The organism is Cellvibrio sp. KY-YJ-3 (assembly GCF_008806955.1).
Taxonomy (GTDB): domain Bacteria; phylum Pseudomonadota; class Gammaproteobacteria; order Pseudomonadales; family Cellvibrionaceae; genus Cellvibrio.
Map to the genome: position 1 here is coordinate 1,698,993 of NZ_CP031727.1, position 13,250 is coordinate 1,712,242.

General features: G+C 49.8%; 12 protein-coding genes. 7 read left to right on the forward strand and 5 right to left on the reverse strand.

From position 1 onward, the window contains the following. The first annotated feature begins 20 nt into the window (after window positions 1–20). On the forward strand, window positions 21–2,390 hold the full coding sequence (locus tag D0B88_RS07130) for a GH36-type glycosyl hydrolase domain-containing protein (RefSeq protein ID WP_151056179.1): 2,370 nt from the start codon (window positions 21–23) through the stop codon (window positions 2,388–2,390). Between the two features lie 89 nt (window positions 2,391–2,479). On the opposite strand, the gene D0B88_RS07135 is transcribed toward D0B88_RS07130, so the two are convergent. The 5 genes from D0B88_RS07135 to D0B88_RS07155 form a co-directional block, all read right to left on the reverse strand. Beyond that, window positions 2,480–2,839 carry a zf-TFIIB domain-containing protein gene (locus D0B88_RS07135; RefSeq protein ID WP_151056181.1) on the reverse strand — a complete coding sequence of 120 codons (360 nt, stop codon included), beginning with the start codon at window positions 2,837–2,839 and terminating at the stop codon, window positions 2,480–2,482. 201 nt (window positions 2,840–3,040) lie between these two features. Next, window positions 3,041–3,427, reverse strand: a complete 387-nt coding sequence (gene maoP / locus D0B88_RS07140; RefSeq protein ID WP_007644932.1) for a DUF413 domain-containing protein — start codon at window positions 3,425–3,427, stop codon at window positions 3,041–3,043. A 288-nt stretch (window positions 3,428–3,715) separates the two neighbouring features. Continuing rightward, complete coding sequence (rpsT, locus tag D0B88_RS07145; RefSeq protein ID WP_007644930.1) at window positions 3,716–3,985, reverse strand: 30S ribosomal protein S20; 270 nt, start codon at window positions 3,983–3,985, stop codon at window positions 3,716–3,718. Between the two features lie 115 nt (window positions 3,986–4,100). Continuing rightward, window positions 4,101–4,820 (reverse strand): N-acetylmuramate alpha-1-phosphate uridylyltransferase MurU, encoded by a 720-nt coding sequence (gene murU / locus D0B88_RS07150; RefSeq protein WP_151056183.1) that lies wholly within the window; start codon window positions 4,818–4,820, stop codon window positions 4,101–4,103. Continuing rightward, complete coding sequence (locus tag D0B88_RS07155) at window positions 4,817–5,905, reverse strand: aminoglycoside phosphotransferase family protein (protein WP_151056185.1); 1,089 nt, start codon at window positions 5,903–5,905, stop codon at window positions 4,817–4,819. Before D0B88_RS07155 ends, murU begins: the two co-directional genes overlap by 4 nt. Before the next feature lie 180 nt (window positions 5,906–6,085). On the opposite strand from D0B88_RS07155, the gene D0B88_RS07160 reads away from it, so the two are divergent. The 6 genes from D0B88_RS07160 to D0B88_RS07185 all read left to right on the forward strand — a co-directional run bounded on the left by D0B88_RS07160 (window position 6,086) and on the right by D0B88_RS07185 (window position 13,207). Then, entirely contained in the window at window positions 6,086–8,686 is a 2,601-nt protein-coding gene (locus D0B88_RS07160; RefSeq protein WP_225318575.1) for an LPS-assembly protein LptD, read from the forward strand. Window positions 8,687–8,701: 15 nt separating this feature from the next. Continuing rightward, window positions 8,702–10,006 (forward strand): peptidylprolyl isomerase, encoded by a 1,305-nt coding sequence (locus D0B88_RS07165; RefSeq protein ID WP_151056187.1) that lies wholly within the window; start codon window positions 8,702–8,704, stop codon window positions 10,004–10,006. A 151-nt stretch (window positions 10,007–10,157) separates the two neighbouring features. Continuing rightward, window positions 10,158–11,174 (forward strand): 4-hydroxythreonine-4-phosphate dehydrogenase PdxA, encoded by a 1,017-nt coding sequence (pdxA, locus tag D0B88_RS07170; protein WP_151056189.1) that lies wholly within the window; start codon window positions 10,158–10,160, stop codon window positions 11,172–11,174. Next, window positions 11,171–12,013 (forward strand): 16S rRNA (adenine(1518)-N(6)/adenine(1519)-N(6))-dimethyltransferase RsmA, encoded by an 843-nt coding sequence (gene rsmA / locus D0B88_RS07175; RefSeq protein WP_151056190.1) that lies wholly within the window; start codon window positions 11,171–11,173, stop codon window positions 12,011–12,013. The genes pdxA and rsmA overlap by 4 nt, the downstream gene beginning before the upstream one ends. A 1-nt stretch (window position 12,014) precedes the next feature. Beyond that, a complete protein-coding gene (gene apaG, locus D0B88_RS07180; protein WP_007644917.1) occupies window positions 12,015–12,383 on the forward strand; it encodes a Co2+/Mg2+ efflux protein ApaG in 369 nt (122 codons plus the stop codon). 11 nt (window positions 12,384–12,394) lie between these two features. Beyond that, window positions 12,395–13,207, forward strand: coding sequence for a symmetrical bis(5'-nucleosyl)-tetraphosphatase (locus D0B88_RS07185; RefSeq protein WP_151056192.1), 813 nt, complete (start codon window positions 12,395–12,397; stop codon window positions 13,205–13,207). Window positions 13,208–13,250 lie beyond the last annotated feature (43 nt).

Genomic DNA, 13,250 nt, shown 5'->3' on the forward strand with positions numbered 1-13,250 from the left:
TTATTTTGCCGGAGTGTGTTATGTCCAAACCATTATTGCAGCCCGCCCAGCAGGGGCAGCGCTATGAATTGTATTCCCCCACCTCGCTGCCACGCGCTGCCGGTTTTTTGTGGAATCAGCGCATGATGATTCAGGTTACCTGTCGCGGTTATGCGGTTGCCCAATTTATGCAGCCAGAGCCCGCGAAATATGCCTACGCACCAAATCTGGAAGCAAAAACATTTATGCAGCCAGAGCAACCCTATTACGCCCATCACCCCGGCCGTTTTTTTTATATCAAAGATGAAGAGACCGGTGAGATTTTTTCTGCGCCTTATGAACCGGTGCGCGCACTTTACGAAAATTTTGTATTTTCAGTGGGTAAAAGTGATTTGCGCTGGACTGTGCAAGCGTTGGGTATTGAAGTTGAACTCGGTTTGTCACTGCCTGTGGCAGATGTAGTTGAACTCTGGGATGTAAAAATCACTAATCGCTCTAAGCGTGCACGCCGCATTAGTGTTTATCCCTATTTCCCGGTGGGTTATATGTCGTGGATGAATCAGTCGGCCGAGTATCGTGCAGACTTGGGCGGTATTGTCGCCACCTGCGTAACGCCTTATCAAAAAGTCGCGGATCATTTTAAAAATAAATTTTTCAAAGACAAAACGTTTTTCTTGCACGATCGAGCCCCCGTCGCCTGGGAGGCTAAACAAGAAACTTTTGAAGGCGAGGGCGGCTTGCACAATCCCTCTGCGCTGCAGGAAGATTTATTGCGTGGCGGCGATGCGCGCTATGAAACGCCAGCGGCGGTACTGCAATATCGTTTGGAATTGGCTGAATCAGCCCAACAGCAATACCGGTTTATGTTTGGCCCCGCATTTGATGATGCGGAAATACAGCAGTTGCGCGAAAAATATTTAAGTGCCGACGGTTTTGCGCAGGCACAGGCGAATTACGCTGACTATATCCAAAAAGGTAGTGGTTGCTTGCAGATCGAAACTCCCGATACCGAATTGGATAATTTTGTAAACCACTGGCTGCCGCGGCAGGTTTTTTATCACGGCGATGTCAATCGGTTAACGACCGATCCGCAAACGCGTAATTACTTGCAAGATAATATGGGCATGACCTTTATTAAACCGCAGGTTGCGCGCGCGGCATTTTTGCATGCGCTGAGTCAGCAAGAAGTGTCGGGCGCAATGCCCGATGGCATTTTGTTGAGTGCGGAGGCTGAGTTGAAATATATCAACCAAATTCCCCATACAGATCACTGCGTATGGCTGCCGGTATGTTTAAAAACCTACCTTGATGAAACTAATGACTATGCGCTTTTGCGGGAAATGGTCGCAGGTCATGACGGCAAAACCTTGTCGGTATTTGAGCGGATTAGCAATGCAATGCGCTGGTTATTACAGGCGCGAGATCAGCGCGGTTTAAGTTTTATCGCCCAGGGTGATTGGTGCGACCCCATGAATATGGTGGGTTACAAAGGCAAGGGCGTTTCCGGCTGGCTTTCGGTTGCCACCGCTTACGCATTGAATTTGTGGGCGGATGTTTGCGCAAAACTTGCGGAGGAAAATTTGCAGCAGGAGTTTCGTGCGGGTGCGCAGGAAATTAATGTGGCCGTGAATAAATACCTGTGGGATGGCAATTGGTTTGGACGCGGTATTACCGATGATGATGTGGTGTTTGGTGTTAGCAAGGATCAGGAGGGGCGCATCTTTTTGAATCCACAAAGCTGGGCGATTTTAGGTGGTGCGGCAAGTGCGGAGCAGCGTGAAAAAATGATCGCCGCCGTAGAGCAACAATTGGAGACACCTTACGGTGTTGCCATGCTTGCACCCGCTTATACCGCCATGCGCGATGATGTCGGGCGTGTGACCCAAAAACACCCCGGCTCAGCCGAAAATGGTTCTGTTTATAATCATGCGGCGGTGTTTTATATTTTCAGTTTGTTTGGCATCGGGGAGCGGGATCGCGCTTATAAATTGCTGCGCCAAATGATTCCCGGCCCAAGCGAGGCAGATTATCTCCAGCGCGGTCAGTTGCCGGTGTATATCCCGAATTATTATCGTGGCGCTTATCATCAGTATCCACGCACGGCAGGGCGATCATCGCAATTATTTAATACCGGCACTGTGTCCTGGGTTTACCGCTGTCTGGTAGAAGGCGTATTCGGTTTACAAGGTTGCGATGAAGGCTTGCGTGTTGCGCCGCAGTTGCCGTCCGTCTGGAGTCAGGTCAAAGCGGTGCGTCAATTTCGCGGTGCGACTTTCCATGTGGCGATTGCACGCGGTGCAACCGACAAAATTCTGCTGAGCTGCAATGGTGAGTTGTTGGCCGATAATTGCGTGCGGAATATTCAGGTGGGTCAGGTTTATTTATTGAATGTCGTCGTGCCGATGGTTTAGTGCAAAATTAATCTGGTTGTAAAAAACAAAAAAGGCGTGTTTCTCACACGCCTTTTTTTATTAATGGTAATTTTGGATTGTTCATTGGTTTAAAAATCAAAAATCTCACTCAAAATGGATTTTTTCCGCGGCTTGCCGTAACTGTCATACCCAGAATTTTTATGGTGGGCGCCATAGTGTGGGCGATGGTCAATATGCTGGCGATCGTCGCGCCGCTCTTGGGGGCGGTAGTCGCGTTCCGGTTCCCGATACTGCTCACGTTGCGGTGCCGCTTGTGGTGCGGGTGCTGCATCGGCCTGCGCGCGTTCAATCAGTTTGTCCAGCTCGCCGCGATCTAACCAAACGCCGCGACACTTCGGGCAATAATCAATTTCAATGCCGTTGCGATCAGCAATAAGCAGGTGAGGGCGATCAGGGGATTCACTGCAACTTGGGTTTGGGCAATACATGTTCTGATTCTCCGGTGTTTGCGCGTAAGTTAAATACGTAACGACCGGGCACGCGAAACCTTTGTCATTACGACAAAGGTCTCGTTCACAGTTGCTATGCAACTGCCTGTGGCGCCGGAGCTACTGGCTCGTGATGACGACATCCACAGCGGGAACTACTCCCCTTCGGTAGGTGAATTCTTTAGTAACACACCGGCGCTGTCAACTTGCTTCGGTTTTTTTAGTTTTCTTTACGGTTTTTGCTGCTGTTTCTGCGGCGGCAGGTTCTGCTGCTTTGGTTTTGGGGGCTTTGGGTTTGCTGACTTTTGCTGGTGCTGCAGCTTGACGGGCTTTAACAATTGAAAGGTATTTGATCCAGGCTTGTTCAATGGGGCTTTTGGGGACGCTTTGATTGGCAACAACTTTGAGGATATGCAGATCGTCGGTGGTGGGGTCGGACACCTCTTCCTGGGTTATCGCATTGATAAGTGCGCCGTGTTTGCGCACCAGGCGCGCTTGAATGTCAGATAATCCGCCCTTTTCAAATCCTTCGGGGAAATTCACTGCATCCTGAAAGGTTTGTTTCAGATAGTGTTCGCGTGGCAGCATAGGTTATCTCCATTATTAGTATGTGCACTTTGGTGGCAAGGCTGTTGTCAGTGGTACATCTTTTTTTGGGATGACCGGCTGTAATCAGTTATTGCCCCATAAGTCCGTTCGTGTGGCGCCGGACTCTTGTTCCGGTGAAAAGTTGCTGCCGAAGATAATCTGTTTTTATTGCAGTGTATAGAGTCAGTCGGGTGCTTTGTGTGCAATACGAGAAGCGTTTGAGCAAACGGCGGGCATAAAAAAACCGGCCTTAGCCGGTTTTTTTATGCATTAAGTCAAAACAATTAATTAGGCAGCAGCCAATGCTTTGATTTTTGCATTCAAGCGGCTCTTATGACGAGCAGCTTTGTTTTTGTGGATCAGACCTTTATCGGCGATACGGTCGATCACGGCAACTGCTGATACATAAGCGGCGGTAGCTGCTTCTTTATCACCAGTTTGGATAGCGCTCAGCACTTTCTTGAGGTAAGTACGCCCCATAGAGCGCATGCTTGCGTTGTGCTTGCGAGCTTTTTCATTTTGACGCGCGCGTTTTTTGGCTTGGGGTGAGTTTGCCACCTTAGTGCTCCTATATATAAATTCTGGATAAAACTATCGAAAAAGGGTCTAAATTCAAGGACGCGACATTATGCCGTGTTCGGTCGGTTTGTCAACCAAACATATGGTTTTTTGTTCAAACTCCTGCGCCTATTGTGGTGCGTTGGTGGTGCAAGTAGTCATCAAGGGTGTTGAGCCGCTCGGGGGTTCCTACGTCGCTCCAGTGACCATTGTACACTTCGCCAGTCAATTGCCCTGCGTTTATCGCGTGACGAAATACTTCAACCAGAGGGAATTTCTGCCGCTTGAGCGGGTAGTCATCGATGAGCGAAGGGTGAAGCAGGCTTATACCACCAAACGTAAAGCGATGCGGCGCGTTTTTTTCCGGGTCATCAAGCAGCTTGCCCTTATCGGCGAGCGCAAAGTCACCATGCGGATGAAAATCCGGGTTGGGCACTAATAGCAGGTGGCCTTTATTGTCGTTGCGCGCGAGGGCGCGCCCGACAAAATCGCTCAATTCAATATCACACCACACATCACCGTTGACCAGTAGAAAAGGTTCCCTACCCAATAGCTGACTGGCGTGCACTATGGCGCCGCCGGTTTCCAGTGGTTCGGGTTCGGCTGAGTAGTGAATGTTCAGGCCAAATCCACTGCCATCCCCCAGGTGATGGCGGATTTTGTCGCCCAGATAGGCGAGGTTGATGATGACCTCGCGAATACCTGCGCGTTGCAGGTTGAGTAGGTGATATTCGATCAGCGGTTTTCCGCCTGCCCGCAGGAGCGGTTTGGGGGTGTGGTCGGTGAGTGGGCGCATACGATTGCCAAGGCCTGCCGCAAGAATCATGGCTTTCATGTGCGGTCTCCTGCAGTTTGGTAGTCGCGATACCAGTCTTGAGTGGTTGCAATGGGCAAAAGTGTGGTTTTAAACCAATCGGCAAAAGGGCGGAGTTCAGTATAGGCTTCAGCTACCTCCAAGGTGTAGCGAATGACTAGTGGTAGATCCTGTAAATAGCCAGCTTTGCCGTCGCGCAGATTCAGTCGCGCAAATATACCCAGTACCTTGATGTGACGCTGCAGGCCTAGCCAGTCAAGCCAGCGCATAAATTCCGCTTCGCTAATGTGTTGATTGATGAGTCCACGGGCAATCGCTTGTTGGCGATAATCCAGTGCCCAGGTTGTTACTTTGTGTGTTGGCCAGCGCAGATAACAATCGCGCAAGAGCGACACCAGATCGTAGGTAATGCCACCCCAGAGTGCGCCTTGGAAATCTATTACACCCAATTCGCCATCGTTGCAGAGGATCAGGTTGCGCGAGTGGTAATCGCGGTGCACAAAGCTCTGCGGTTGGTTAAGGGCGATAGCTTCCAGTTGGTTAAACGTGTTATCCAGCAGTGCGAGCTCTTCGGGTGTCAGTGAGTAATCCAGCAGTTGGCCGACAAACCACTCGCTGAAAATCTCCAGTTCGCGCCGCAACAGGGCCCGGTCATAGCGTGGAATCAGTAAGGGATCATCAGTGCTTTGTTGCAATTTGAGCAGGTTTTGCATTGCCAGTTGGTAGAGTCCATCTGCATTTTGGGAATCAACAATCTTGAAGAGCAGTTGATCGCCAAAATCTTCCACCAGCAAAAAACCTTGGTTTGTATCGGCAGCAATAATGCGCGGGCTGCGTACAGTTTGATGGGCAATAAACATTGCTATGGCGATAAACTGATTGCTGTCTTCCGTGGTGGGCGGGGCGTCCACGGCAAGAAGGTTTGGGCCTTGATTGAAACGAAAGTAGCGACGAAATCCTGCATCGCTACCGAGGCTGCGCAGTTCGACGGAGGTATTGTTGTCTGCAATTTGTTCAGCTACCCACTGTGCCAGCGCACGGGTGCGGGAATCTTGTTGCAAATTGGCTGTCTGTGGCGAGTCAGTCTTTATATTGTGTGATGACATGTAGTATCCGCATTGGATAAATGTGAGCGAGCCTCTCCCTCGGGGGGCTTGGAATTGACTGAATTCTACCCCACTCGGGTGATTTCCCCCAATTCATTCCCTGTACAGCGGCTTTACAGTAGAATCGCTGCAATTTTTTAGGTGACAGAAAGCAGTGTCACGTATATGAGACCGCGGTTAATGGCTCCAACCCAGAATTACCCCACACAGAAATTGCACAGTCCCTTCTCCCGCTCCCGCTTGGCACTCCTTGTGGCGGCGCAGTGTGCTGGTGCTCTCCTGTCCTTGGCGCCTTTAGCCTATGCACAGGATGAGGTGGCAGTTGTTGATGCAGCAGCTGTAAAGCCAGACCCCAATCAGCAGTTGCGCGAATTGGATTGGGTGCCGCTGGAAGAGTTGACGGCGGAGCAGCGAGCACTGATCCCTGCTGCCTGCTGTGGCTCTTATATAGCTCCCGCACGCGATGATGCAGAGTCAGAGCTTGATCCTGAGAAGGCCAGTATTTTTGGTACGGCGGATTATTCTGAATCCGAAAAGCAGACCAAATTTATCATGCGCGATAATGTTCGCCTGACTCAAGGGCGTCGCTCTTTTTATGCCGATACATTTACCTTTGACAAGGTGAGTCGGGAGGCCGAGCTGGATGGCAACATTCAGGTGCGCGAACCGGGTTTGCTGTTGCGTGCGGATAGCGCTTATGTCGATACGCAAAGCGGCAATGCCCGTCTCGATAATGCGCGTTTTGTAATGTATGAAACGCGAGTGCGTGGGCGAGCTGAAAGCTTGGAGAAGTTTGGCGATAAAATTATCAGCCTGGATCAGGGAACCTTCACCAGTTGTGAGCCGGGCGACAATACTTGGTTGATTGAAGGGTCCAATATCACCCTGCACAACGATAAGCATTATGGCACTGCACGCCATATGCGATTGAAAGTCAAAGATATTCCCATTGCCTACGCCCCGTATTTTCGCTTCCCGATTGGTCCAGATCGTCTTACCGGGTTTCTGTTTCCGTCTGTCGGCTTTGATACCAGTGATGGGATTGATGAGTTCTCTGCCCCTTTTTATTGGAATATTGCCCCCAATTACGACGCCACATTTACGCCTCGTTACCTGGCAGATCACGGCTACATGCTGTTGAGCGAATTCCGTCACAAGTCGGTGTATTTTGATACTGAATTGAGCGGCAGCTCCCTGGGCAATGATCGTGGTGGATTCAGCGAGCGCTTACAGGATCAAATTGAGGCGGGTGAAATCAGTGAGGCGCAAGCCTACCCTTACAAAGGAAAGGATCGCTGGCAATACAGCCTGGTTCAGACCGGCGGGCGCAATCAGCGCTGGTCAACGCTCGTTGATTACACTGAAGTGAGTGACACAGATTACCTGCGCGATGTCGATCGGGGATCAGTCGATCTCAATCGCCAGGCCTACATTCGCCAGAGTGCTGCCGCAGGTTATCGTACCGATAATTGGCGCTTGGACGGCAAAATCGAGGAATTCCGGCTCCTGACTGATCGTCAGTTGCCCTATCGCGAGCTGCCGCGCTTGTCGGCGGATGGTAACTACCGCTTTGACGACTGGGTTGTTGGGTTGGAGAACGAGTATGTTAACTTCTCAATGAACCGTTATTTCAGTGATGATCCTGCCAATGCGTCGAAGCTAGGGGATTTGATTGTCGGTGAGCGTCTGCGTACCAACTACAGTCTTCATTGGGATAAAAAATACACTGCCGGTTATATCAAGCCTGGCGCAGGAGTGAAAACGCTGGCCTATCACCTGGACGCCGGCAATATGCGCGCTGATGCCGAGACTGAGCAGCAATTTGCCGCCCCTCAAGGCTCCCTCGATATGGGGTTGTTTTTTGAGCGCGACACCAATCTCTTTGCAGAAGACTTTACCCAAACGCTTGAACCTCGTGCCTACTATCTCTACCGCGACTACGAAGACCAGTCTTCGCTTTATCGTTTGACCTCTGATACGAGTTACGTGAACTTCGATACCTCGGATATAGTGTTTACCTACAACCAGCTGTTTCGCGACACTCGCTTCTCCGGTGGTGATCGTATTGATGATGCAAATCACCTTACGCTGGGGGTGACCAGTCGTTTTGTAGAATCTACTACCGGGGTAGAGCGGCTGCGTATGAGTGTTGGTCAAATCACCTATTTTGATGATCGCCGCGTGGGAATACTCGATAAACCGGATGACTATGCGAATACCCGCACCAGCTCTGCTATTGCGGGTGAGCTAAGCGCGCAGCTTGGCGATCACTTTCGTTTGACCAATGATGTGCTCTACGATCATCAAAGTGAAAAACTCAGTGCGCTCAGCAGCAGTTTGCATTACATGGATGATCGCTATCGGATTTTTAACCTTGGCTATCGTTACAATCGCGATCCAGTATCCCTGAGCCCACTCGATACCAGCTCATCTATTGGTAAAACCCGCAATCAATTGGATGTCACCACTCTCTGGCCGGTCAGCAACCAATGGGCGGTTATTGCCCGTACCAATTACGATTTTACGTACAATGCGGAACTCGACACCTTTGCCGGGCTCGAATATACCGATTGTTGTTATCGGGTTCGCATTCTGGCGCGCCAGTGGGTGGATTTTGATTTCAGCGAAAACTTTATGGAAAACCTCAAGAGCAATGACTATGACCGCGGCATCTTCTTTGAAGTGCAGTTGCGTGGTTTTGGCACCTTGAGTCAGCGTATTAGTAACCTGCTCGACAATGCCATGTACGGCTACGGCGAGCGTGAAGCATCTTTACAATAAAACAGTGATTGAATTATGAGTAAGCGTCAAAACCCTCTGGGCTGGAAAGTAGTACTGGGTGGCCTCTTATTGATTGGCAGCCAGCTCGGCATGGCACAAAACGGTGCCGTATCACTGGATCGTGTGGTAGCAATTGTCGATAAAGATGTTGTGCTGGAAAGTGAATTGAATGCCCGCAAAGTGTCAATCATGGAGCGGCTGCGTGGCCAGTATCAACAGCTACCGCCGGAAGATGTGCTCAATAAACAAATTCTGGAGCAGTTGATTATTGAGCGCATTGAGCTAGGCATGGCCGAGCGCTATGAGATCACCATTGAAGAATCTGAAATCGATCAGGCGATTGGCCGTGTGCTGCAAAAAAACCAGATCACATTGGCGCAACTGGAGGCCGATTTACAGCGTCAGGGTTTGAATCTGGATGGTTTGCGCAAGCAGATGCGCAATGAGTTGACCATCAATAATTTGCAGCAGGGTGTTGTTAATAGCCGCATTAAAATCACCGAGCAGGATATCAATAACTTCCTGGCCTCCAGTGATGGGAAATATGCCACCTCGCCCGACTATCATATAGGCCACATTTTGATTGCGGTATCGAGCAGCGCCGATGCCGAAGCGATTGCGGAAGCGGAAAAACAAGCTAACGATATCTACCAGAAACTGTTGAATGGCAGTGACTTTGCACAAATGGCAATCAGTTTCTCCAATGATCAGGCCGCCTTGCAAGGTGGTGATATCGGTTGGCGCAAACTCGCGCAGTTGCCGGAGTTGTTTGGCAATCAAATGCTTGGTTTGGCTGAAGGGCAGGTGTCCAAACCATTCCGCAGTGGTGCAGGTTTTCATATCCTGAAAAATATTGAGCAGCGTGGTGGTGGCGAGCAGTTGGTTGAGCAGACCCATGCGCGCCACATTCTGGTTAAAACCTCTGAAATTATGGATGACGCCCAGGCGCGCCAGAAATTGTTGGACTTGAAAGCGCGTATTGAAAAAGGCGAAGACTTTGCTGTGCTTGCACGGGAAAACTCAGAAGACACAGGTTCGATGTTAAGTGGTGGGGATCTCGGATGGTCCATGCCCGGGATGTTTGTAGCAGAGTTTGAAGAGGCTATGAAAAATACGCCAATCAACGGCATCAGCCGCCCCTTCAAGAGTCAATTTGGTTGGCACATACTGCAAGTATTGGAGCGCCGCAAAGAAGATATGAGCGATAAGATGAAGCGCAACCAGGCTGCAAACGTTTTGCGTGCGCGTCGTTTTGATGAAGAGTTCCAGCTTTGGTTGACCCAAATTCGCGAAGAGGCTTACGTCGAAATCAAGCTCTAAGCGAGTGCGCCGCCTGAGCGGTGCATCGGCAATAAGCGCGGCTAAAAATGGGATTGCACACTGCAATTTTGTTTTTGGCCGCTGTGCTTTTTGAGCAATCATTTTTTGTTGTGCATTATTTTTCACCCGACTTCTTCAGGCACTGATATTTATGACCAGCTGTTTTCGTATCGCACTTACTCCCGGTGAACCGGCGGGCATAGGCCCGGATTTGGTAATCGCTCTCGCGCAGGAACCGCAGGATTATGAAATTGTAGCTATTGCCGATCCCCAGCTGCTGCAAGCGCGTGCGGCTCAATTAGGTATGCCGCTGCGGTTGCGTATTATCGATCTGCAGGATGCCCCACGTCCAAGTGTTGCCGGGGAGCTGGCAGTATTGCCAATCGCTCTGGCGGAGCCCGCTGAGCCCGGCAAGCTGAAGGTGTGCAATGCGCCCTATATTTTACAAACACTGGATGCGGCGATTAACGGTTGTCTCGCAGGGGATTTTGCCGCACTGGTAACCGGCCCGGTGCAAAAAAGTGTGATCAATGATGCGGGTATTCCATTTAGTGGTCACACTGAATATCTCGCCGATAAAACCCATACCGCGAAAGTCGTCATGATGTTGGCAACTGAGGGGTTGCGTGTGGCACTGGCAACAACCCATTTGCCGCTCAAAGATGTTGCTGCTGCAATTACCCGTGATGAACTCACACAGGTGACGGAAATTCTGCAGCGCGATTTACAGTTGCAATTTGGCATAGCGCAGCCGCGCATTTTGGTTTGCGGTTTAAACCCCCATGCGGGGGAGGGCGGTCATTTGGGGCGCGAAGAAATTGAGGTGATTGAACCGGTGCTGGAGCAACTGCGCGCGCGCGGCATGAGCCTGATTGGCCCGCTGCCCGCCGACACTTTATTTACGCCCAAATATTTGGACAAGGCCGACGCGGTGCTCGCCATGTATCACGATCAAGGGTTGCCCGTATTAAAATATAAAGGTTTTGGTCAGGCGGTGAATGTCACGCTCGGCCTGCCGATCATTCGCACCTCAGTCGATCACGGCACCGCGTTGGATCTGGCCGGCACCGGCAAAGCTGATTTAGGCAGCTTGCGCACCGCGTTGGCTTACGCCATGGCAATGGTACAAGCAAAAACACGCGCTAATTTATTGGAACAAATTTCATGAGCAAAAATGTTATTCAGGAATCCCAACACAAAGCGCGCAAACGTTTTGGTCAAAACTTTTTGATTGATCACGGTATTATTCGCGACATAGTTCGTTCAGTGCACCCGCAAAAAACAGATCAAATTGTCGAAATCGGTCCAGGTAAAGGCGCGATTACCCAATTGCTTGCTGATAGCTGCGACAATCTCAGTGTGATTGAACTGGATCGCGATTTGGTTCCCTGGTTAAAAGTAAAGTTTGAACATCATCCCAACTTTCAATTGTTTCAGGCCGATGCGCTGCAGTTTGATTTTAATCAGTTAATTAAAAACGAACAGCCTCTGCGCATTGTGGGCAACTTGCCCTATAACATTTCCACGCCATTAATTTTTCACCTGCTGACTTACGCCAATAAAGTGCAAGACATGCACTTTATGCTGCAAAAAGAAGTCGTAAAACGGATGGCCGCACAACCGGGCGATGGCGCCTATGGCCGTTTGGGAATTATGGTGCAATATTATTGTGCGGTAGAAGATTTATTTGATGTGCCGCCTACCTCGTTTGACCCAGCGCCAAAAGTGGATTCGGCGATCGTGCGCCTTACTCCTTATGCACAATTACCCTATGTTGCAAACAATATAAAAAGTTTGGAAACATTGGTGAACGTCGCATTCCAGCAGCGCCGTAAAACTTTGCGCAATTCGCTTAAACAATTATTAAGCGCTGAGCAAATGGAGTCGCTACCGGTTGATCTTGGCCTGCGTCCAGAGGAAATCAGCTTGCCCGAATATGTGGCGATGAGCAATTTATTGGGCGAGCTTTCGTTAAATTCTGCGGTCATCAGCAGTGGTGATAAATAAAATGTGTGCGATCCAGGTATCAGTAAAAACAACTTATATTAATGCCCAGTCGGAGCCCTTGGCGCATCGTTACGTCTACGCTTATACCATCACCATCGCCAATCAAGGTGATGTGCCTGCGCAGTTAATTAGCCGCCATTGGCTAATTACTGATGCAAATGACAAGCGGCAAGAAGTGCAAGGCATAGGTGTGGTGGGGGAGCAGCCGCATATTAAACCCGGTGACAGCTATACTTACACCAGTGGTGTTATTCTTGAAACCGAAACGGGTATTATGCAGGGGAGTTATCAAATGCGCGCTGAAGACGGCTCGCTGTTCGATGCTGACATTCCCGCTTTTGCCCTTGTGCCTCCCCATGCGATTCACTGATAAATAAATTTATGGCTACCTATGCAATTGGCGATATTCAAGGTTGCCTTGAACCGCTGCAATGTCTGTTAAAAAAGATTAATTTTAATCCCGCTAAAGATAAATTGTGGCTTGCTGGTGATGTAATTAATCGCGGGCCAGACTCACTGGCGACATTGCGTTTGTTATACAAATTGCGCGACTCCATTACGTTGGTATTGGGTAATCACGATTTACATTTTATTGCGGTCTACTACGGCCTGCGGAAAGCAGGTAAAAACGATACGCTCGAACCGCTGTTGCTCGCACCTGATCGCGCCGATTTAATTTATTGGTTGCGCCAACAAAAGTTAGTGCATCACGATGCACAATTAAATTTCACCATGGTTCACGCAGGTATACCACCGCAATGGTCATTGGACGATGCGCTGGCGCGCGCCAGCGAAGTGGAAACCGTGTTACAGAGTAATTCGCCTGAACTGCTTCTGGAAAATATGTATGGTAACTCCCCGGCGCGCTGGAGTGATGAGCTGCAAGGCGCCGAACGGTTACGTGTCATTACCAACTATTTTACCCGTATGCGCTTTTGCTCTGCACAAGGTGAGCTTGAGTTGGAAACTAAAGAAAGTGCCGATGCAGCGCCAACCGGTTTTGCCCCCTGGTTTTCTCTCTCCGGGCGTAAAATGCGCAACCATAAAATTATTTTTGGACATTGGGCTGCGCTTGAAGGGCAAGCAAATACCAAAAATATTTACGCCTTGGATACCGGCTGTGTGTGGGGCGGGGAGTTAACGGCTTTGCGCTTGGAAGATGAAGTATTATTTTCCTGTAATTGCTTGGCGTAGATGTATATTTTTTGTCCGTTATAAAAAATATATGAATTTATCC

Excerpts from the sequence above, each read along its gene's own strand:
- D0B88_RS07130 (WP_151056179.1), top strand. The coding sequence starts at position 21 with ATGTCCAAACCATTATTGCAGCCCGCCCAGCAGGGGCAGCGCTATGAA.
- D0B88_RS07135 (WP_151056181.1), bottom strand. The coding sequence starts at position 2,839 with ATGTATTGCCCAAACCCAAGTTGCAGTGAATCCCCTGATCGCCCTCAC.
- maoP (WP_007644932.1), bottom strand. The coding sequence starts at position 3,427 with ATGCTGCCACGCGAACACTATCTGAAACAAACCTTTCAGGATGCAGTG.
- murU (WP_151056183.1), bottom strand. The coding sequence starts at position 4,820 with ATGAAAGCCATGATTCTTGCGGCAGGCCTTGGCAATCGTATGCGCCCA.
- D0B88_RS07155 (WP_151056185.1), bottom strand. The coding sequence starts at position 5,905 with ATGTCATCACACAATATAAAGACTGACTCGCCACAGACAGCCAATTTG.
- D0B88_RS07160 (WP_225318575.1), top strand. The coding sequence starts at position 6,086 with ATGGCTCCAACCCAGAATTACCCCACACAGAAATTGCACAGTCCCTTC.
- D0B88_RS07165 (WP_151056187.1), top strand. The coding sequence starts at position 8,702 with ATGAGTAAGCGTCAAAACCCTCTGGGCTGGAAAGTAGTACTGGGTGGC.
- pdxA (WP_151056189.1), top strand. The coding sequence starts at position 10,158 with ATGACCAGCTGTTTTCGTATCGCACTTACTCCCGGTGAACCGGCGGGC.
- rsmA (WP_151056190.1), top strand. The coding sequence starts at position 11,171 with ATGAGCAAAAATGTTATTCAGGAATCCCAACACAAAGCGCGCAAACGT.
- apaG (WP_007644917.1), top strand. The coding sequence starts at position 12,015 with ATGTGTGCGATCCAGGTATCAGTAAAAACAACTTATATTAATGCCCAG.
- D0B88_RS07185 (WP_151056192.1), top strand. The coding sequence starts at position 12,395 with ATGGCTACCTATGCAATTGGCGATATTCAAGGTTGCCTTGAACCGCTG.